This is a genomic window from Mycobacterium sp. IEC1808, assembly GCF_002101935.1.
Taxonomy (GTDB): domain Bacteria; phylum Actinomycetota; class Actinomycetes; order Mycobacteriales; family Mycobacteriaceae; genus Mycobacterium.
This window is the reverse complement of the sequence record NZ_LQPV01000070.1, coordinates 1-19,095: the sequence shown is the minus strand read 5'-3', so window position 1 is coordinate 19,095 and position 19,095 is coordinate 1. Positions and strand designations below refer to the sequence as shown.

At 69.2% G+C, this 19,095-nt stretch carries 17 protein-coding genes and 1 tRNA gene; 10 read left to right on the top strand and 8 right to left on the bottom strand.

What is annotated here, in order from left to right; all coding sequences use genetic code 11:
• The first annotated feature begins 1 nt into the window (after window position 1).
• Window positions 2-499, top strand: coding sequence for an inorganic diphosphatase (locus AWB92_RS27900; protein WP_068108544.1), 498 nt, complete (start codon window positions 2-4; stop codon window positions 497-499).
• Window positions 500-555: 56 nt separating this feature from the next.
• Window positions 556-1,248, top strand: coding sequence for a hypothetical protein (locus AWB92_RS27895; protein ID WP_085191468.1), 693 nt, complete (start codon window positions 556-558; stop codon window positions 1,246-1,248).
• On the opposite strand, the gene AWB92_RS27890 is transcribed toward AWB92_RS27895, so the two are convergent.
• Complete coding sequence (locus AWB92_RS27890) at window positions 1,245-2,333, bottom strand: DUF475 domain-containing protein (protein ID WP_085191466.1); 1,089 nt, start codon at window positions 2,331-2,333, stop codon at window positions 1,245-1,247. The two genes, AWB92_RS27895 and AWB92_RS27890, sit on opposite strands and share 4 nt — an antisense overlap.
• Window positions 2,334-2,423: 90 nt before the next feature.
• On the opposite strand from AWB92_RS27890, the gene AWB92_RS27885 reads away from it, so the two are divergent.
• Genes AWB92_RS27885 through AWB92_RS27875 form a run of 3 tightly spaced genes read left to right on the top strand, consistent with a single transcriptional unit; the run spans window position 2,424 to window position 4,765 of the window.
• A complete protein-coding gene (locus AWB92_RS27885) occupies window positions 2,424-3,698 on the top strand; it encodes a hypothetical protein (protein WP_085191464.1) in 1,275 nt (424 codons plus the stop codon).
• A gap of 24 nt (window positions 3,699-3,722) precedes the next feature.
• On the top strand, window positions 3,723-4,418 hold the full coding sequence (locus AWB92_RS27880; RefSeq protein ID WP_085191462.1) for a glycosyltransferase family 2 protein: 696 nt from the start codon (window positions 3,723-3,725) through the stop codon (window positions 4,416-4,418).
• A complete protein-coding gene (locus AWB92_RS27875; RefSeq protein WP_068108560.1) occupies window positions 4,415-4,765 on the top strand; it encodes a DUF2304 domain-containing protein in 351 nt (116 codons plus the stop codon). Before AWB92_RS27880 ends, AWB92_RS27875 begins: the two co-directional genes overlap by 4 nt.
• A gap of 215 nt (window positions 4,766-4,980) precedes the next feature.
• Here the strand turns inward: AWB92_RS27875 and AWB92_RS27870 are convergent, their stop codons facing one another.
• A complete protein-coding gene (locus AWB92_RS27870) occupies window positions 4,981-5,925 on the bottom strand; it encodes an NAD-dependent epimerase/dehydratase family protein (protein ID WP_085191460.1) in 945 nt (314 codons plus the stop codon).
• Between AWB92_RS27870 and AWB92_RS27865 the strand changes: the two genes are divergently transcribed.
• The gene (locus AWB92_RS27865; RefSeq protein WP_241523626.1) at window positions 5,891-7,732 is read left to right on the top strand and encodes a hypothetical protein; all 1,842 of its coding nucleotides are present in this window, start codon (window positions 5,891-5,893) and stop codon (window positions 7,730-7,732) included. The two genes, AWB92_RS27870 and AWB92_RS27865, sit on opposite strands and share 35 nt — an antisense overlap.
• Before the next feature lie 99 nt (window positions 7,733-7,831).
• Here the strand turns inward: AWB92_RS27865 and AWB92_RS27860 are convergent, their stop codons facing one another.
• Window positions 7,832-8,074, bottom strand: a complete 243-nt coding sequence (locus tag AWB92_RS27860) for a hypothetical protein (RefSeq protein WP_085191458.1) — start codon at window positions 8,072-8,074, stop codon at window positions 7,832-7,834.
• A gap of 138 nt (window positions 8,075-8,212) precedes the next feature.
• Here AWB92_RS27860 and AWB92_RS27855 point away from each other — a divergent pair, with 138 nt between their 5' ends.
• Complete coding sequence (locus tag AWB92_RS27855; RefSeq protein ID WP_085191456.1) at window positions 8,213-8,446, top strand: hypothetical protein; 234 nt, start codon at window positions 8,213-8,215, stop codon at window positions 8,444-8,446.
• Between the two features lie 36 nt (window positions 8,447-8,482).
• Here AWB92_RS27855 and AWB92_RS27850 read toward each other — a convergent pair.
• Window positions 8,483-8,558: transfer RNA gene (locus AWB92_RS27850), tRNA-Thr, on the bottom strand.
• Between the two features lie 60 nt (window positions 8,559-8,618).
• Window positions 8,619-9,836: a DNA polymerase III subunit delta' gene (locus AWB92_RS27845; protein ID WP_085191454.1), complete on the bottom strand. Its 1,218-nt coding sequence runs from the start codon at window positions 9,834-9,836 to the stop codon at window positions 8,619-8,621.
• A 106-nt stretch (window positions 9,837-9,942) separates the two neighbouring features.
• Here AWB92_RS27845 and AWB92_RS27840 point away from each other — a divergent pair, with 106 nt between their 5' ends.
• Window positions 9,943-11,595 (top strand): adenylate/guanylate cyclase domain-containing protein, encoded by a 1,653-nt coding sequence (locus tag AWB92_RS27840; RefSeq protein ID WP_142282353.1) that lies wholly within the window; start codon window positions 9,943-9,945, stop codon window positions 11,593-11,595.
• Here AWB92_RS27840 and topA read toward each other — a convergent pair.
• The 3 genes from topA to cspA form a co-directional block, all read right to left on the bottom strand.
• Window positions 11,592-14,381, bottom strand: coding sequence for a type I DNA topoisomerase (gene topA / locus AWB92_RS27835; RefSeq protein WP_085191452.1), 2,790 nt, complete (start codon window positions 14,379-14,381; stop codon window positions 11,592-11,594). The genes AWB92_RS27840 and topA overlap by 4 nt on opposite strands.
• 195 nt (window positions 14,382-14,576) lie before the next feature.
• Complete coding sequence (locus AWB92_RS27830) at window positions 14,577-15,176, bottom strand: hypothetical protein (protein ID WP_085191450.1); 600 nt, start codon at window positions 15,174-15,176, stop codon at window positions 14,577-14,579.
• Between the two features lie 125 nt (window positions 15,177-15,301).
• Window positions 15,302-15,505 carry a cold shock protein CspA gene (gene cspA / locus AWB92_RS27825; protein ID WP_007166602.1) on the bottom strand — a complete coding sequence of 68 codons (204 nt, stop codon included), beginning with the start codon at window positions 15,503-15,505 and terminating at the stop codon, window positions 15,302-15,304.
• A 272-nt stretch (window positions 15,506-15,777) separates the two neighbouring features.
• Between cspA and AWB92_RS27820 the strand changes: the two genes are divergently transcribed.
• Entirely contained in the window at window positions 15,778-18,093 is a 2,316-nt protein-coding gene (locus AWB92_RS27820; protein WP_085191448.1) for a DEAD/DEAH box helicase, read from the top strand.
• Window positions 18,094-18,495: 402 nt separating this feature from the next.
• On the top strand, window positions 18,496-19,095 hold a 600-nt coding region (locus tag AWB92_RS27815; RefSeq protein ID WP_142282352.1), incomplete at its 3' end, for a PE family protein.

Below are 19,095 nucleotides of genomic sequence, written 5' to 3'. Positions count from 1 at the left end.
GGTGCAATTCGACGTCACGATCGAAATCCCGAAAGGTCAACGCAACAAGTACGAGGTCGACCACGAGACGGGCCGGGTGCGGCTGGACCGCTACCTCTACACCTCGATGGCCTACCCCACCGACTACGGCTTCATCGAGGACACCCTCGGCGAGGACGGCGACCCGCTGGACGCGCTGGTGCTGCTGCCGCAATCCGTGTTCCCCGGCGTGATCGTGGAGGCGCGCCCGGTGGCAATGTTCCGGATGGTCGACGAGGCCGGCGGCGACGACAAGGTGTTGTGTGTGCCGGCCGGCGACAGCCGGTGGGATCAGATCCAGGACATCGGGGATGTGCCGCCCTTCGAGCTCGACGTCATCAAGCACTTCTTCTCCCAATACAAGGCCCTGGAGCCGGGCAAGTACGTGAAGACCGCAGACTGGGTTGACCGCGCCGAAGCCGAGGCCGAAGTGCAGCGTTCGATCGAGCGTTTCAAGGCACAACCGCACCGACGCGGCTAACGCTCTGGGCGTAACCGCTGCGCGCCACCCGGTGGCATCCTGGCGATGTGACCCCGATGTGGCATTTCGCCTCCAACTTCTGGTGGCTGATCTTCCCGCTGGGCGGCTCGATCGGCGCCGGTGTGCGGGCGGTGGTCGCCGCCAACGAGCGTCGGGCCGACCGGCGGCTGGAGCGCTACCGGCTCAAGCAGCAGGCCAAGATCGCGGCGGCCGAGGCGGCCGGGCGCAACCGGGACAACAGGGAAGGCTCGCGCCGGGAGCTCACCAAAATTATTGCGGCGCATGACCGTACCGACGCGCGGTGGTTCGATTACGAACTCGACCTCGCCAAGTTGCTGGACTTCCCGATGATGACGGACATGCGCGCCCCGCTGACCATCGCGTTTCACAAGGCGAAGCGGCGCGCGGACCTGCTGCGCCCGGAACGGGAAGCGGACGTGGAGACCCTCGCCGGTGATCGCGCCGCCCAGGTGGAGTACCGCGACGCCGTCCACGAGTACATCAGCGCGTTCGAGATCGCCGAGGCTGAGGCGATTCGCCGCCGCCGCAGCGACTTCTCCGAGGACGACCAGCAGCGGCTGGCGCGCGCGCAGCACCTGCTGCACCTGGCGCAGGACGAGGCGGCCACGCGCGAGGAACGACAGAACGCCTACCTGCGGGCCAGCAAGGAGCTCGACGGGCTCATCGTGCTGCCGGCGCCGGCGCGGGCCGCGATCGAATCGCGGATCGCGGGCCAGATCGAGGCTTAGCCCGACGACGCTGCGGCCTTGCGCCGATTGCGCAACACGCTCCAGCCCAGGGCCGCCCCGATGAAGACCACGCCGACCGAGGCGGTGACCGCCTCAGGCACCTGCCACCGCGGCTCGATGGAGACCAGCATGATCACGGACAGCGCGCCGATCGCCCAGTGCGCGCCGTGCTCCAAGTACACGAAGCGGTCCAGCGCGTCCTGCTGGACCAGGTAGATGGTGATCGACCGGACGAACATCGAGCCCACCAGCCCGAGACCCAGCGCGATGACGATCGGGTCGGAGGTGATCGCGAAGGCGCCGGTGACCCCGTCGAAGGAGAAGGCGGCGTCGAGCACCTCAAGGTAGATGAACAGCGTCAGCCCGGCCTTGCCGACCGCGCTGCCGGCCGCCTTGCCGTCGGCCACCGTGTCGAGGTCCTGGGGCCGAAACGCCCGGCTCAAACCGTTGACGACCAGATACGAGATCAGTCCCAGCACCCCGGAGGTCAGCACCGTCGCACGCTCGTCGTCGGAGTGCGTCAGCTCCGTCGACACCAGGACCAGCGCGACGCCGGCCACCACCACCGACACCTGACCGAGCCGTCCGATGCGGGCGAAGGGAATCTCAATCCACTTGAGCCACTTGATGTCTCGGTCGTGAAACACGAAATCCAGAAACAGCATCAACAGGAAGGTTCCGCCGAACGCCGCGATCCGTGGGTGGGCGGCGGCGATCAGCTTCTCGTAGCTGGGCGAGCCGTCCGGGAATTCCAGCGCGCCATGCGGCGGCGGGTTGAGCGCCAACTCGAACGCTCGGACCGGTTCGAGGCCCGCGGTGGCCCAGACAATGAGCAGCGGAAAAAACAACCGCATGCCGAAGACGGCGATGAGGATGCCCAGCGTCAGGAACATCTGCCGCCAAAGCGGGCTCATCCGCTTGAGGATCGCGGCGTTGATGATCGCGTTGTCGAACGACAGGGATATCTCGAGAACGGCCAGCACCAGCAGCAGAAACAGGGCGTTGGGCCCGCCGTGCAGATATCCGATCGCGAGGGCCGCGGCGGTGACGAACAGCGAGATCCCGAAGATGCGGAACGCGGCCATGGATCCTTCCCAACAGCCGCCCACAATAGCGACGACCTCGCCGGCGCGGGCCACCGACGCCGGCGCACTTACTATTTTCAAATTGTGGCGATGCCCGAAGCCGGCGGTACCCAAGCCTCCACCGGGGCCGGCCCGGTCGCGCGCGGCAGCGTGGCCCGGGTCGCCACCGCCACCGCGCTCACCGCGCTGTGCGGGTACGCGGTGATTTATTTGGCCGCGCGCGACCTGGCGCCGCGCGGCTTTTCGATCTTCGGGGTGTTCTGGGGCGCGTTCGGTCTGGTCACCGGGGCCGCGTTCGGCCTGCTGCAGGAAACCACCCGCGAGGTCCGGTCGCAGCGCTACCTGCACGACATCGGGGCGGCCCCGGTCGGCCGCACCCATCCGTTGCGCCTTGCCGCGATGATCGGCGTGACCGCGGCCGTCGTGATCGCCGGCAGCTCGCCGCTGTGGAGCGGGCGGGTGTTCGTCGAGGAGCGCTGGCTGTCGGTGGCGCTGCTTTCCGTCGGGCTGGCCGGGTTCTGCCTGCACGCCACCCTGCTGGGCATGCTGGCCGGCACCAACCACTGGACGTCGTACGGGGCGCTGATGGTGACCGACGCGGTCATCCGGGTGACGGTCGCCGCTGCCACGTTCGTCCTCGGATGGGGGCTGGCCGGATTCCTGTGGGCGACGGTGGCGGGCGCGACGGCCTGGCTGATCATCCTGGCGGCGTCGCCCACGGCCCGCGCCGCGGCCCGGCTGCTGACGCCCGGCAGCACCTCGACCTTCCTGCGCGGCGCCGCGCATTCCATCACCGCGGCCGGCGCCAGCGCCATCCTGGTGATGGGATTCCCGGTGCTGCTGAAGCTGACCAGCGCCGAGTTGGGCGCCCAGGGCGGCGTAATCATCCTGGCCGTGACGCTGACCCGCGCGCCGCTGCTGGTCCCCCTGACCGCCATGCAGGGCAACCTCATCGCCCACTTCGTCGACGAGCGCGGCGACCGGCTTCGGGCGCTGCTCGCGCCGGCCGCGATCATCGGCGGCGTCGGCGCGGTCGGGGTGCTGGCGGCCGGTGTCATCGGGCCCTGGCTGCTGCGGGTCGCGTTCGGGGCACAGTACCAGGCCAGCAGCGCGCTTCTGGCGTGGCTGACGGCGGCGGCCGTGGCGATCGCGATCCTGACGCTGACCGGTGCCGCGACGGTCGCCGCGGCGCTGCACCGGGCCTACGCGCTCGGCTGGGTCGGCGCGACCGTGGCGTCGGGGCTGTTGCTGATGCTGCCGCTGGCACTGCAGACGCGCACCGTAGTCGGCCTGCTGTGCGGACCGATGGTCGGAATCGGCGTCCATCTGGCCGCCCTCGCGCGCGCCGGACGCTTAACCGGCTGATCCTGGCTACCCTGGTGCACTTAGATGGCTACTGAATCCCAAGGCGTCTGGATCGTCATTCCCGCCTTCAACGAAGCCGCAGTGATCGGCGACGTGATCGCCGACGTCCGCTCGGCCTTCGACCACGTCGTGTGCGTGGACGACGGCAGCAGCGACGGCACCGGCGAGATCGCCCTGCGGGCCGGGGCGCACCTGGTGCGCCATCCGGTCAACCTGGGCCAGGGCGCGGCCATCCAGACCGGCATCGAGTACGCGCGCCGCCAGCCCGGGGCGCAGGTGTTCGCCACGTTCGACGCCGACGGCCAGCACCGCGTCAAAGACGTGGCCGCGATGGTCGAACGGCTCGGGGTGGGTGACGTCGACGTCGTCATCGGGACCCGGTTCGGCGCCCAGGAGGGCAGCCGGCCACCGCTTTTCAAGCGGATCGTGCTGCGCACCGCCGCACGGCTGAGCCGGCGCGGTCGCCGACTTGGCTTGACCGACACCAACAATGGGCTGCGGGTGTTCAACAAGAAAGTCGCCGACGGGCTGGACATCACCATGAGCGGCATGAGCCACGCCAACGAGTTCGTCATGCTGATCGCCGAAAACCATTGGCGCGTAGCCGAACAGCCGGTCGAGGTGCTCTACACCGAATACTCGAAGTCGAAGGGGCAGCCCCTGCTCAACGGCGTCAACATCATCTTCGACGGGTTTCTGCGAGGGAGGATTCCGAGATGAACTGGATCCAGGTGCTGCTGATCGGGGCGATCATCGCGCTGCTGGTCTATCTGTTGCGGTCGCGCCGCAGCTCGCGGTCCAAGGCGTGGGTCAAAGTCGGATACGTGCTGTTCGTGTTCGGCGGCATCTACGCCGTGTTGCGGCCCGACGACACGACGGTGGTCGCGCACTGGTTCGGCGTGCGCCGCGGCACCGACCTGATGCTCTACGCGCTAATCATCGCGTTCAGCTTCACCACCCTGAGCACCTACATGCGGTTCAAGGACCTGGAGTTGCGCTACGCGCGACTGGCGCGGGCGGTGGCGCTGGAGGGCGCGCAGGAGCCCGAGCCGTCGTCGAACGTGTAAGTCGCCGCGTGTGCACTGAGGGCTTTGCGTGTGAACCCACGGCGGGATCTCGGCAAATCCCCCGCCCTGGGCTCACATTGAAAGCCCTGACTGCACATTCAAGCCGCAACGGACGGCCCAGCGGCTGGCTGCCCTCGTCCACCAAGCCGTCGAACGTGTAGCCGCTGCGAAAACCCGGCCGAATTTCGCAGTCAGTGCACGCTCGGCGCAGGGGTTCAAAGAGTGTGCGCCCGACGGAAGTACTCGACCGTGCGACGCACGCCGTCTTCCAGCTGCACCTGCGGGCGCCAGCCCAAAACCCTTTCGGCCAAACCGATGTCGAGGCACGAGCGCCTCAGATCGCCCAAGCGGTCCGGATGGAACTCCGGGTCGTCGGGCCCGCCGACGGCGGCGGCCACCGCCGAATGCAGTTGGCGGTCCGAGGTTTCGATGCCGGTGCCGACGTTGAACCGCTGCCCGCCGCCCGCGGGACCGGCGGCCTTGACGAACGCGTCGACCACGTCGTCGACGTACACGTAGTCGCGGGTTTTGCCGCCGTCGCCGAAGACCTTGGTGGGCTTGCCGGCCAGCAGCGCCTGGGCGAAAATCGCCACCACGCCGGCCTCGCCGTGCGGGTCCTGCCGGGGGCCGTACACGTTGGCGGGCGCGATGTGCGAGCAGTCCAGCCCGTACAGATTGCGAAACGTGTTCAGGTAGATCTCGCCGGCCACCTTTCCGGCGGCATATGGCGAAGAAGGATCAGTCGGGGTGTCCTCACTGGTCGGGTACACCGGTGGGGTGCCGTAGATGGATCCCCCCGACGAGGTGTGCACGATCTTGCGCACGCCGGTCTGGCGCGCCGCCTCGGCCAGGCGGATGGTGCCGATGACGTTGACCGACGCGTCGAACTGGGGGTTGGCCACCGAGTGCCGCACGTCGATCTGGGCGGCCAGGTGAAACACCACCTCCGGCCGGTGCTCGTCGAGGATTGCGTGCAGGTCGGCCGTCACGATGTCCACTTCGACGAAGACGTGCGCCGGGTTGTCAGCCAGGTGCTCGAGGTTGGTCGCGCGGCCCGTGGCGAAATTGTCGAGGCCCACTACCGTGTGGCCGTCGGCCAGCAGACGGTCGACTAGCGTCGACCCGATGAATCCGGCTCCCCCGGTGACCAGTGCGCGCACCGGCCCACCATACAAGCGGGCCGCGCTTACAACCCGCGTGCCTCGAGTCGCCCTGGCCGCGGCCGCGCTGATCGTCGCGCAGCTGGGGATCCGCGCGGTGCTCGCCTTTCGCGGCTATTTCTACTGGGACGACCTGATTCTCATCGGCAAGGCCGGCACGCAGGGCCTGCTGTCGCCGTCCTACCTGTTCGACGACCACGACGGCCACGTGATGCCGGCCGCGTTCCTGGTCGCCGGCGCGCTCATCCGGTTGGCGCCGCTGGACTGGACCGGCCCGGCGATCGGTCTGCTGGTGCTGTCGCTGCTGGCTTCGCTGGCGCTGCTGCGGGCGCTGTACGTCATCCTCGGCTGGCGGTGGGTGCTGCTGGTGCCGTTGACATTCGCGCTGTTCACGCCGCTGGCCGTGCCGGGGTTCGCCTGGTGGGCCGCGGCGCTGAACTCGCTGCCCATGCTGGCGGCGCTGACCTGGGTGTGCGCCGAGGCGATCCTGCTGGTCCGCACCGGCAACCGGCGCTACGCGTTGACCGGGGTGCTGGCCTACCTCGGCGGGCTGCTGTTCTTCGAGAAGGCCGCCGTGATTCCGTTCGTCGCCTTCGCGGTGGCCGCGCTGCTCTGCCACGTGCGCGGTGACGGGTCGGCGGTCCGCACGGTGTGGCGCGCGGGCCGGCGGCTGTGGGTCGCGTCGCTGGCGCTGACCGCCGCGTGGATTGCGCTGTACCTGGCCGTGGTCAACCAGAAGCGGTGGAGTTCCGACCTGTCGATGACCGGCGACCTGCTGTGGCGATCGATCACCCACGGCATCGTGCCCGGGCTGGCCGGCGGGCCCTGGCACTGGGACCGCTGGGCTCCGGCTTCGCCGTGGGCCACTCCCCCGCCGGTGGCGATGGCGCTCGGTTGGCTTGTGCTGGCCTTGGCCGTCGCCGCGTCGCTGTTCCGCAAGCAACGCATTTGGCCGGTGTGGCTGACCGCGGCGGGCTACACCGTCGCCTGTCAGGTGCCGATCTACCTGATGCGGTCGTCGAAGCAGACCGCGCTGGAACTCGCCCAGACCCTGCGCTATCTGCCGGATCTGGTCGTGGTGTTGGCGCTGCTGGCCGCCGTCGCGTTGTGCGCGCCCAACCGGCCGGCCGCCGCGCGATGGCTGGACGCCGCACCGAAACGCACTACGGCGACGGCGGTTTTGGCGGCGGCGTTCGTGGCCAGCAGCCTGTACTCGACGGCCACTTTCCTGACCAGCTGGCGCGACAACCCGGCCCAGCCCTACCTGCAGAACGCGCGGGCCGCGCTCGCCGCCGCGCGCGCGTCCTCGGACGCGCCGCTGCTGGACCAGGAGGTCGACCCGCTGGTGTTGCAGCGGGTGGCCGCCCCGGAGAACCTGGCCAGCCACATGTTCGCCCTGCTGCGCGATCGGCCCGAATTCGCCTTGGCGACAAGCCAATTGCGCATGTTCGACAGCTCGGGCCGGCTGATCAAGGCGCGGGTCAGCTGGATCCGCACCATCGTGCCGGGACCCATGCCGCAGTGCGGGTACTTCGCCCAGCCGGACAGGCCGGCGCGGCTGATGCTCGACGGGCCGTTGCTGCCAGCCGATTGGACCGTCGAACTGAATTACCTTGCCAACAGCGAGGGTTCGATGACCCTGTCGCTATCCGAGGGGCCAGCCGTCAAGGTGCCGGTGCATCCGGGTTTGAACCGCGTGTTTGTCCGGCTGCCGGGCGCCGGAAACGCCATCACCGTCCGCGCCAACACCACCGCGCTGTCGTTGTGCCTGGCGTCGGGTCCGGTCGGTTTCGTCGCGCCGGCCTGAGTCGCCTCGCCGAGCGTGACGCCAGCGTCACATTCGCGGTCGAGCCTGACGCCAGCGTCACATTCGGCGCACGAGAGGCGCCGGAATTGCCCCGCTCACTTAGGGATTGGTCCGCTCGGAGTTAGCGGCCTGGGAGCGAAGCCCTGCGACGACCCGCGGGAATGGAGGCGGCACCGCGTCCCGTGGGTCGTGCTCGATGTGGGCCCATTGGTGGGGCGCGAAATACCACGACCACCTGCCCTTGGTGTAACCGATCTTGAGAACCGCGCCCTCGGTGTCGAAATGTAGTTCGTCTCCGTAGGTGTTCTCGCTGCCATCGGCCCACACAACCTTGAATGTCATAGGAGCACGCTACGAAGGCTCACGGCGATCCGCTCGCCAGCGTGGGGAGCGGCGACGGGTTTTACGGTTCGTTAAGCGGCTTGTTTCGGATGCGCTACCGCCCTTTCAGAATCAGGCCATTAGTGCAACGATTCCCGGATGGGTGAACGGGATGCCGCCCAGGCCGTGGCGTTGGTCCGGGCCTTGTGCGAACTGATCGACGAAATGACCCGCCAGCTCGCTTGGCTAGAACACCGGGGTTGCCGGCCCGAAGCGGACGCGCTGCGACGCGACATCAACGAAGCACAAGGCCACATCAACCAGTTGCAACGCCGGTACCTGCGCGACGGGGAGCAAGCGCCCGCGCGTCGGCTTGCGCAGCAGGCTCGCTGAATCGGTCCGAAATCGCGCACCGGATGAGGCGAATACTGGAGCCACCTAGGAGAATCGAACTCCTGACCTGCTCATTACGAGTGAGCCGCTCTACCGACTGAGCTAAGGTGGCGTGCCCTGCGGGCGGCACGAGTCTACGGCAGCCGGGCTGACCCACCCAAGTCGCCGGAGGTCAATCCCGCAGTTCCTGGCCGAACGTGGCGACCATCGCGTCCACCGCGAACTTGGGTTTGACGTTGATCGCCAGCGCCTCGCGGCATTCGAGCACCGCCTCGATGCAGCGCAGCAGCTTCTCGGGCGAGGCGTGTGCGCCCAGGGCGGCAACCCGATCGGCCATGTCGGGGTGGTTCGCCTTCACGCCGCCGGCATTCGCCGACACCACGAGCGCATCACGGAAGTACGTGGCGAGGTCGATCAGCGCCCTGTCCAGCGCATCGCGCGACGCCCGCGTCTGGCGCGACTTCTGCCGTCGCTCAAGGTCCCTGATCGCGCCGGTGGCACCCCGCAGCGCGCCCGCGGTGCCCTTGCCCGTGCCGCCGGCGCCGAGCGCCGTCCGCAGCTCCTCGGTCTCGGCCTCGGCGCGGTCCGCCGTCAGCACCACGGCCTCGGCCTCGGCCGCGGCCACCAATTCCTCGGCGGCGGCGTAGGCGCGCGACGGGGTCGCCGCGTCGCGCACCAGGCCGAGCGCCCGCTCCCGTCGCTGCCGCGCCTCGGAGTCGGTGGCGAGCCGGCGCGCCCGCCCCACATGCCCGCCGCTGACCGACGCGGCCCAGTTGGCCGTCTCTTCGTCCAGGCCGTCGCTCTCGACGAGGACCCGCGCGATCGCCTCGGTCGGCGGGGTCACCAGCGCGACGTGGCGGCACCGGGAGCGCAGCGTGACCGCGATGTCCTCGGGGTCCACCGACGGCGCGCACAACAGGAACACCGTCGACGGCGGGGGCTCCTCGACCACCTTCAACAGCGCGTTCGCGGCGCCCTCGGTCAACCGGTCGGCGTCCTCGATCACCACGATCTGCCGGTGCCCGGTCGTCGGGCGCCGCGACGCGATCTGCACGATGGCGCGCATCTCATCGACGCCGATGGACAGGCCCTCGGGAATCACCCGGCGCACGTCGGCGTGGGTGCCGGCCATGGTCGTCGTGCAGGCCCGGCAGCGCCCGCACCCGGGGCCGCCGTCATCGGGGGACGCCGTGCATTGCAGCGCGGCCGCGAAGCACAGCGCGGCCACCGAGCGGCCGGAACCCGGCGGGCCGGTGATGAGCCACGCATGTGTCATAGTCCCGTCGGCCGGATCGCTGTGAGCCGGATCACCGCGGGCCGCGCGGGCCGCCGCGAGCAGCGTGGCCACCACGGCCTCCTGGCCTACCAGCCGCGTAAACACCCCGGACATCACCGGCAACAGTAGTGACACCGACCGACCGATACCGATCGGCCACCGGATCGGGATGAATCCGTGACATTTCCGGTCGTTTCGGCAGGTACGGCGACTTGCCGAGATCCTTATTGTTTTCCGCCAAGTCCGCCCTGCCCGATACGGTGGATTGGTGGCAACCGAGGCAGCACTGCCCGGGCGAATCAGCGCGTTCGCCCGGTGGGTGGTGCGCACGCCGTGGCCACTGTTCGCGCTGAGCATGTTGCAGGCCGACATCATCGGCGGGCTGTTCGTGCTGGGCTTCCTGCGCTACGGCCTGCCGCCCCAGGACCGCATCCAGCTTCAGGACCTGCCCCCGGTCAACCTCGCGGTCTTCGTCAGCGTCGTGATCTTCCTTTTCCTCGCCGGGATCGTGTTCAACCTGCGGCTGATGCTGCCGGTGTTCCGCTGGCAACGCCGCGACAACCTGCTGGCCGAGGCCGACCCGGCCGCCACCGAGCTGGCCCGCAGCCGCGCGTTGCGGATGCCGTTCTACCGCACGATCACCAGCATGGTCGCCTGGTGCATTGGCGGCGTGGTGTTCATCATCGCGAGCTGGTCGGTGGCCAAGTACACCGCGCCCGTCGTCGCGGTCGCCACGGCGCTGGGCGCCGCCGCGACGGCGATCATCGGGTACCTGCAGTCCGAGCGGGTGCTGCGGCCGGTCGCGGTCGCGGCCCTGCGCAGCGGCGTGCCGGAAAACGTCAAGGCGCCCGGCGTGATCCTGCGCCAGATGCTGAGCTGGATGCTCTCCACCGCGGTGCCGCTGCTGGCGATCGTGCTGGCGGTGGTGGCCGACAAGGCCTCGCTGCTGCACGCGACGCCCGAGAAGCTGTTCAACCCGATCCTGTTGTTGGCGTTGGCAGCGCTGGGCATCGGGCTGGTCAGCACGCTGCTGGTGGCCATGTCGATCGCCGACCCGCTGCGACAGCTGCGCTGGGCGTTGTCGGAGGTGCAGCGCGGTAACTACAACGCGCACATGCAGATCTACGACGCCAGCGAGCTGGGCCTGCTGCAGGCCGGCTTCAACGACATGGTGCGTGACCTGTCCGAGCGGCAGCGGCTACGCGACCTGTTCGGCCGCTACGTCGGCGAGGACGTGGCACGTCGGGCTTTGGAGCGCGGCACCGAATTGGGCGGCCAGGAGCGCGACGTCGCGGTGCTGTTCGTGGACCTGGTCGGCTCGACCCAGCTGGCCGCCACCCGGCCACCCGCCGAAGTCGTCCACCTGCTCAACGAGTTCTTCCGGGTGGTGGTCGACACCGTCGGCAAGCACGGCGGGTTCGTCAACAAGTTCCAGGGCGACGCGGCGCTGGCCATCTTCGGGGCGCCCATCGAACACCCCGACTCCTCCGGCGGCGCGCTCGCCGCCGCTCGCGAGCTGCACGACGAACTCCTCCCGGTGATCGGTTACGCCGAGTTCGGCATCGGGGTGTCGGCGGGACGGGCCATCGCCGGCCACATCGGCGCGCAGGCCCGCTTCGAGTACACGGTGATCGGCGACCCGGTCAACGAGGCCGCGCGGCTCACCGAGCTGGCCAAGCTGGAGGCCGGGCACGTGCTCGCGTCGGCGATCGCGGTCAGCGGCGCGTTGGACGCCGAAGCGTTGTGCTGGGACGTGGGCGAGGTCGTCGAGTTGCGCGGCCGCGCGGCACCGACCCAGCTGGCCCGTCCGGTGAAGCTGGCCACCCCGGAAGACGTTGTGGAAGAAGAGGTCTCGAGCGACGTGCGCGGTTAGCGCTTGGTCGCCCGCTTCGCCGGGGCCTTGCGGGTGGATTTCTTCGCGGGGCGCTTGGCCGGGCCGCGGGCCCGCCGGTCGGCCAGTAGTTCGGCGGCGCGCTCGTCGGTGATCGACAGCACGTCGTCGCCCTTGCGCAGGCTGGCGTTGGTCTCGCCGTCGGTGACGTACGGCCCGAAGCGGCCGTCCTTGATCACCATCGGCTTGCCCGACGCCGGGTCGGTGCCCAGCTCGCGCAGCGGCGGCGCCGAAGCACCTTGCCTGCCACGGCGTTTGGGTTCGGCGTAGATCTTCAACGCCTCCTCGAGGGTGATGTCGAAGATCTGGTCCTCGGTCGCCAGCGAGCGAGAGTCGTTGCCCCGCTTGAGGTATGGGCCGTAGCGGCCGTTCTGTGCGGTGATCGGCTCGCCGGATTCCGGGTCGGTGCCGACCACCCGGGGCAGGGACAGCAGCTTCAGCGCGTCCTCGAGGGTGACGGTCTGCAGGTCCATGCTGCGCAGCAGCGAGCCGGTGCGGGGTTTCGGGCCGGTGGGTTTCTTGCCCTTCTTCGCGGGGGCACCCCCCTCGTCCTCGTCGGGCTGCGGGGGCAGGACCTCGGTCACATACGGCCCATAGCGGCCGTCCTTCGCGACGATCTCGTGACCGGTTTCCGGGTCGATCCCCAGGACACGGCCCTCCTGCGGGGTGGCGAAGAGCTCCTCGGCCACCTCCAGCGTCAGCTCGTCGGGCGTCAGCGAGTCGTTGAGGTTGGCCCGCTGCGGGGTGGGCTCGCCGTCCTCGCCCGTCACGATGCGTTCCAGGTAGGGGCCGTTCTTGCCCACCCGGACATAGACGGGCCGGCCCTCCGCGTCGTCAAAGACCTTGATGGAGTTGACCTCTCGCGCGTCGATGCCCTCGAGGTTGACGCCGACGAGCTTCTTCAGGCCACCGGAGCGGGCTATCGACTCCGGCACACCGTGATCACCGCCGAAGTAGAAATTGTTGAGCCAGGTGGTGCGCTGCTCGTTGCCCGATGCGATCGCGTCGAGCTCGTCTTCCATCGCCGCGGTGAACCCGTAGTCGACCAGCCGGCCGAAGTGCTGCTCCAGCAGACCGGTCACGGCGAACGCGACCCACGAGGGCACCAGGGCGCTGCCCTTCTTGTACACGTAGCCGCGGTCCTGAATCGTCTTGATGATCGACGAGTACGTCGACGGCCGGCCGATGCCCAGCTCCTCGAGCGCCTTGACCAGCGAGGCCTCGGTGTAGCGCGCGGGCGGGTTGGTGGCGTGGCCGTCCGGGGTGAGCTCGAGAGCCTCCAGCCGCTGCCCCTCGGTCAGGCGGGGCAGCCGCCGCTCGGCGTCGTCGGCCTCGCCGCCGGCCAGCTCGTCCACTGTTTCCACGTAGGCCTTGAGGAAGCCGGCGAACGTGATGGTGCGCCCGGTCGCGGAGAAAATCACGTCACGTTCTCCGGACCTGCCGCCGATCCGCAGGCTCAGCGTGGTGCCGCGCGCGTCGGACATCTGCGAGGCCACCGTGCGCTGCCAGATCAGCTCGTAGAGGCGGAACTCGTCGCCGTCGAGCTCGCGCCGCACCGCGTCGGGGGTCGCGAACGTCTCCCCGGCGGGCCGGATCGCCTCGTGCGCCTCCTGGGCGTTCTTCACCTTGCGGGTGTACTGGCGCGGCGACGGCGAGACGTACTCCTCGCCGTAGAGCTGACGCGCCTGGTTGCGCGCCGCGTTGATCGCCGACTGCGACAGCGTCGTCGAGTCGGTGCGCATATAAGTGATGTAGCCGTTCTCGTAGAGGCGCTGCGCGATGCTCATCGTGCGCTCCGAGGAGAACCGCAACTTGCGGCCGGCCTCCTGCTGCAGCGTCGACGTCATGAACGGCGCGTACGGGCGGCGCGTGTAGGGCTTCTCCTCGACCGAGGTCACCGACAGCTGCGCGCCCCGCAACCCGGTGGCCAGCTCCGTCGCGGCGGCCTCGTCCAGGATCACGACCTCATCGGCCTTGCGGAGCTGGCCCAGCGAGTCGAAGTCGCGGCCGGTGGCGACGCGCAGGCCGTCCACGCCGGATAGCCGCGCGGTGAAGGTCGGCGGCTGGGCCTGCGGGTCGGAGACGCTGGCGTCCAGCTGGGCGACGATGTCCCAGTACGACGCGCTGCGGAACGCCATGCGGTCGCGCTCGCGCTGCACGATGATGCGGGTGGCCACCGACTGCACGCGGCCGGCCGACAGCTTGGGCGCGACCTTCTTCCACAGCACCGGGCTGACCTCGTAGCCATACAGCCGGTCCAGGATGCGGCGCGTCTCCTGGGCGTCGACCAGATCGATGTCCAGGTCGCGGGGGTTTTCGGCGGCCTCGAGGATCGCCGGTTCGGTGATCTCGTGAAAGACCATCCGCTTGACCGGGATGTTCGGCTTGAGGGTTTCCAGCAGGTGCCAGGCGATGGCCTCGCCCTCGCGGTCACCATCCGTGGCCAGGTAGAGCTCGTCGACGTCCTTGAGCAGGCCCTTCAGCTCGCTGACCGTGCTCTTCTTCTCCGGGCTGATTATGTAAAGCGGCTCGAAGTCGGCGTCGACGTTGACTCCGAGCCTGGCCCACGGCTCGGACTTGAACTTGGCCGGCACGTCGGCCGCCGCGCGGGGCAGGTCGCGGATGTGGCCTCGGGAGGATTCGACGATGTAGCTGGAACCCAGGTAGCCGGCCAGTTTGCGCGCCTTCGTCGGCGACTCGACGATGACGAGCCGCCTACGGATCCCATTTCCGCCGCTGACGCGGTCCTTTAGCTTCGGGTCAGCCAACTGCGCTTACGCTCCATCTCTTATCTCGGCCCCCCTTGCGAGACCGCCCTGCAGGAAGAATGACAGGCCAACGTCCGAAATTCCGGTGAAATCAGGGACGCCAGCGTTCCTTCGCTTGCAGGGCACCTGACAATTTCGCACCCTCGGGCGGGCCTGCGCAAACCGGCTTGCCCAAAAACGGCTTCTAATGCCCGGCTAGACCCGCGGCCACAACGGCAACGCCTCGGCGGTGTCCGGCGGTTCCCCCACGTTCTCTACCAGGCGCGATAGCCGCCGACGGCCGCTGATACGCAGCGCCGGCCGGCCGCCGCGCGTGCCGATCAGGGTGGGTGCGATCCCGACGCGCATCAGCGCCGACGCAAGCGGGGAATGGGTGTCCGGCGCGTGCGGATCCAGCCCGAGCAGATAGTGCTCGCCCTCCGGGTTGCCGGCAGCCAGCGTCCAGGCCCGCAGCTCCCGCGGCCCGGGCAGCCACCGCGGGGGCACCGTCTTGACCGCGCCGCGGGTCCATTCGGCGGCCAGCGTGACCAACGCGGGGGTCACGGCCGTCCGCACCAATGGGGTGTCCTCGTCGGTGCGGCCGATCTCGGGCGCCAGGCCCGCCTCGCGGATCATGTCGGCCAGCGCACTGGCCCGCCACGGCTGGTCCACGACGACCGAGAGCCGCGCGCCCTGCACCTCGCTTTTGGACGGGGCGCCGACCACGACGATCTGACCGGAGCACGCCAGCACCCCCGAGAGATCGGCGACCGCGGGCGGCACCGACTCCGCTGTGAAGAAGGAAAGCTGGCTCACGCCAACGACAGTAGGCCAGGTCGGCCGTCCACGCCTTCAGGCGCTCTAAACGGAAAGCGAAAACCCCCCGGCGAGTTCCGCTGGGCGGAGTTGCGCGGGGGGTTTCCTCGGAGAAGCTGCTCGTCTCAGACGGAGCGGACTCCGGTGGCCTGGGGGCCCTTAGGGCTGTGGCCGATCTCGAACTCGACCTTCTGGTTTTCCTCAAGGGTGCGGAAGCCCGAACCCTGGATCTCCGTGTAGTGGACAAAAACATCTGCGGAACCGTCTTCGGGCGCAATGAACCCGAAGCCCTTCTCCGCGTTGAACCACTTCACAGTTCCCTGTGGCATCTCTCGATCTTTCCTTTTCTTATGGGTGCGGGGCACCGCCTTTCGATGCCCCGGGCCAGCTGCGACCGCCATGCCTCGCGTAGTCGCCGGAACTTCACCCGACCGATTAACCTCGCAGGAACCGCGGTCGCAACGTTGTTCCTGCGAAAGTTTTACACGAACACAGAAGCTGCGACCGCAATCAGTCAACCATGTTCATCGCGTCCGCGACAGACTTGCGTCTCAGACGGATCGTTAGTCGGAGTCCCAGCCGGATCCTTGGAGGGTGCCACGTGGCGAGTTTCGGCGCCGACCTGCTGGCCGTCGCGCTCGCCGGAACGGCGGCGGGTGAGCGTCCGCTGCGCCACGTCGCCGAGCTGCCCGCGCGCACCGGCCGGCCGCACGGCTGGCCGGAGTGGGCCGAGCCCGACGTCGTACGCGCGTTCGCCGAGCGGGGCGTCGAGGCGCCGTGGTCGCACCAGTTCCAGGCCGCCGAACTGGCCCACGCCGGACGCCACGTGGTGATCAGCACCGGCACCGCGTCGGGCAAGTCGTTGGCCTATCAGCTTCCCGTCCTCAACGCGCTGGCGACGGACCCGCGGGCCCGGGTGCTCTACCTGTCGCCGACCAAGGCGCTGGGCCACGACCAGTTGCGCACCGCGCACGCGCTGACCGCGGCCGTTCCCCGGCTGCGTGACGTCGCGCCCACCGCCTACGACGGCGACAGCCCCGCCGAGGTGCGACGCTTCGCGCGCGAACGCTCGCGGTGGCTGTTTTCCAACCCGGACATGATCCATCTGTCGATCCTGCGCAACCATGCCCGCTGGGCCGTGCTGTTGCGCGGCCTCCGCTTCGTGATTGTCGACGAATGTCATTACTACCGCGGGGTTTTCGGTTCGAATGTGGCGATGGTCCTGCGCCGGCTGTTGCGGCTGTGCGAGCGCTACTCCGCTAACCCGACCGTGGTGTTCGCCAGCGCGACCACCGATTCGCCGGGCGCGACGGCCGCCGAGCTCATCGGCCGCCCGGTCGCGGAGGTCACCGAGGACGGTTCGCCGCAGGGCGCGCGGACCGTGGCGTTGTGGGAGCCCGCGTTGCGGGCCGACCTGACCGGCGAGAACGGTGCGCCGGTGCGCCGATCGGCCGGCGCCGAGGCGGCGCGGGTGATGGCCGATCTGATCGCCGAGGGCGCGCAGACGCTGACGTTCGTCCGATCGCGCCGCGCCGCCGAATTGACCGCGCTGGGCGCGCGGGCGCGGCTCGAGGACGTCGCCCCGGACCTGTCGTCGAAGGTCGCGTCGTATCGGGCCGGCTATCTCGCCGAGGATCGCACCGCGCTGGAGCGCGCCCTGGCCGAGGGGCGGCTGCGCGGACTGGCCACCACGAACGCGCTGGAGCTCGGCGTCGACATCGCCGGACTGGACGCGGTGGTGCTCGCCGGATTTCCGGGGACGGTCGCCTCGTTCTGGCAGCAGGCCGGGCGGTCGGGCCGACGGGGCCAGGGCGCGCTGGTCGTGCTGATCGCCCGCGACGACCCGCTGGACACCTACCTGGTCCACCACCCGGCCGCGCTGCTGGACAAGCCGGTCGAGCGGGTCGTCATCGATCCCGCCAACCCCTACATCCTGGGGCCCCAACTCCTTTGCGCCGCAACCGAAATGCCGCTGGACGAAACCGAGATCCGGGATTTCGGTGCCATCGAGGTGGCCCAGGGCCTGATCGACGACGGCCTGCTGCGGCGGCGCAACGCAAAGTACTTCCCCGCCGCTGGGATACAACCACACGGGGCGGTGGATATCCGCGGCTCGGCCGGCGGCCAGATCGTCATCGTCGATGCCGACACCGGGCGGTTGCTGGGTAGCACCGGCGTGGATCGGGCCCCGGCCACGGTGCATCCCGGGGCGGTGTACCTGCATCAGGGCGAGACCTACGTCGTCGACTCCCTGGACACCGAGGACGCGATCGCCTTCGTGCACGCCGAGGATCCCGGGTATGCGACGTTCGCGCGCGAACTCACCGACATCGTGGTCACCGGCAGCGGCGAGCGGTCGACCTTCGGGCCGGTCAACCTGGGTTTGGTGCCGGTCCGGGTCACCCATCGGGTGGTCGGCTACCTGCGTCGCCGGTTGTCCGGGGAGGTGATCGACTTCATTGAGCTCGACATGCCCGAGCACGTGCTGCCCACCACGTCCGCCATGTATACGATCGCGCCGGATACCTTGCTGCGCAACGGCATTGATGCCCCTCGCGTCCCCGGGTCGCTGCACGCCGCCGAGCACGCGGCGATCGGCCTGCTGCCGCTGGTGGCCAGCTGCGACCGCGGTGACATCGGCGGCCTGTCCACCGCGATCGGTCCCGACGGGCTGCCGACCGTCTTCGTGTACGACGGCTACCCGGGCGGGGCGGGATTCGCCGAGCGCGGCTTCCGCCGGGCCCGCACCTGGCTGGGCGCGACGGCCGCGGCGATCCAGGCGTGCGAATGCCCGAGCGGATGCCCGTCGTGCGTGCAATCCCCCAAATGCGGCAATGGCAACGATCCACTAGACAAGGCCGGTGCGGTACTTGTGCTGCGGCTGGTGCTGGCCGAATTGGGTGGCGGCTTCGATTAATGCTTTCGGGTCAAACAAAAATGTATTCATAATTGACGCGCCCATAGCGAAACCCTGATTGCAATTCATCGAGCGGCCGCATCACGCCTTCCGACGCCGGGGTCGCGGGGCGCCCGGATGGAGCCGCGTACGCAGGCCCCCTGACTAGCGGCGTCCGCTTGTGCGTCCCTACCGGCGCCCCCTGGCTAACGCTTTTCGTCATGAATCCGCCAACGACCTGACGCGGCCGGATCGCCCGAATGGGGCCGATCAAAAGGACGCCGAACGATCTTTATAACGATTAATCCGAAACGCCTGAAAAGTCTTGATCCCGAAAACTCGACATGTTTAGCTTTCTAGCGTTTTATCGCGCGCGTCGAAATCGAAGCCGCCCGGGATGCCGGGGCCTGTCGGAGGTGTCGGATGTCGTTTGTGAACGCGGTACCGGAATTCGTGGCGGCGGCGGCAACGGATCTGGCCGGGATCGGCTCGCGGCTCAACGCGGCGAATGTGACTGCGGCACTTCCCACTACGGCATTGCTGCCCGCCGCCGAGGACGAGGTGTCCGCGGCGATCGCGGTGCTGCTTTCCGGACATGCCGAGGTCTATCAGGCGATCAGCGCGCAGACGGCGGCGTTTCACGAGCAATTCGTGCGCGCCCTCACCGGCAGCGCCGCCCAGTACGCCGTCACCGAGGCCGCCAACGCCTCGCCCTTGCAGGCGGTGGAGCAGCAACTGCTCAACGCGATCAACGCGCCGTTTCAGACCTTCACCGGGCGCCCGCTGATCGGCAACGGCGCCAACGGGACCCCGGGGAGCGGTGCGCCGGGCGCACCCGGCGGATGGTTGCTGGGCGACGGCGGCGCCGGTGGTTCCGGCGCGCCCGGCACGGGCCAAAACGGCGGGGCCGGCGGCGCGGCCGGGCTGTTGGGCGCCGGGGGTGCCGGCGGGGCCGGCGGCAGCTCGTCGACCGGGAATGCCGGCGCGGGCGGTGCGGGCGGGGCCGGCGGCTGGCTGTGGGGC

Coding starts and splice junctions, on each gene's coding strand:
- AWB92_RS27860 (WP_085191458.1), bottom strand. CDS start 8,074: ATGACATTCAAGGTTGTGTGGGCCGATGGCAGCGAGAACACCTACGGA.
- AWB92_RS27895 (WP_085191468.1), top strand. CDS start 556: ATGTGGCATTTCGCCTCCAACTTCTGGTGGCTGATCTTCCCGCTGGGC.
- AWB92_RS27865 (WP_241523626.1), top strand. CDS start 5,891: ATGAATCCGGCTCCCCCGGTGACCAGTGCGCGCACCGGCCCACCATAC.
- AWB92_RS27875 (WP_068108560.1), top strand. CDS start 4,415: ATGAACTGGATCCAGGTGCTGCTGATCGGGGCGATCATCGCGCTGCTG.
- AWB92_RS27845 (WP_085191454.1), bottom strand. CDS start 9,836: ATGTCCGGGGTGTTTACGCGGCTGGTAGGCCAGGAGGCCGTGGTGGCC.
- AWB92_RS27890 (WP_085191466.1), bottom strand. CDS start 2,333: ATGGCCGCGTTCCGCATCTTCGGGATCTCGCTGTTCGTCACCGCCGCG.
- cspA (WP_007166602.1), bottom strand. CDS start 15,505: ATGCCACAGGGAACTGTGAAGTGGTTCAACGCGGAGAAGGGCTTCGGG.
- AWB92_RS27880 (WP_085191462.1), top strand. CDS start 3,723: ATGGCTACTGAATCCCAAGGCGTCTGGATCGTCATTCCCGCCTTCAAC.
- AWB92_RS27855 (WP_085191456.1), top strand. CDS start 8,213: ATGGGTGAACGGGATGCCGCCCAGGCCGTGGCGTTGGTCCGGGCCTTG.
- AWB92_RS27885 (WP_085191464.1), top strand. CDS start 2,424: ATGCCCGAAGCCGGCGGTACCCAAGCCTCCACCGGGGCCGGCCCGGTC.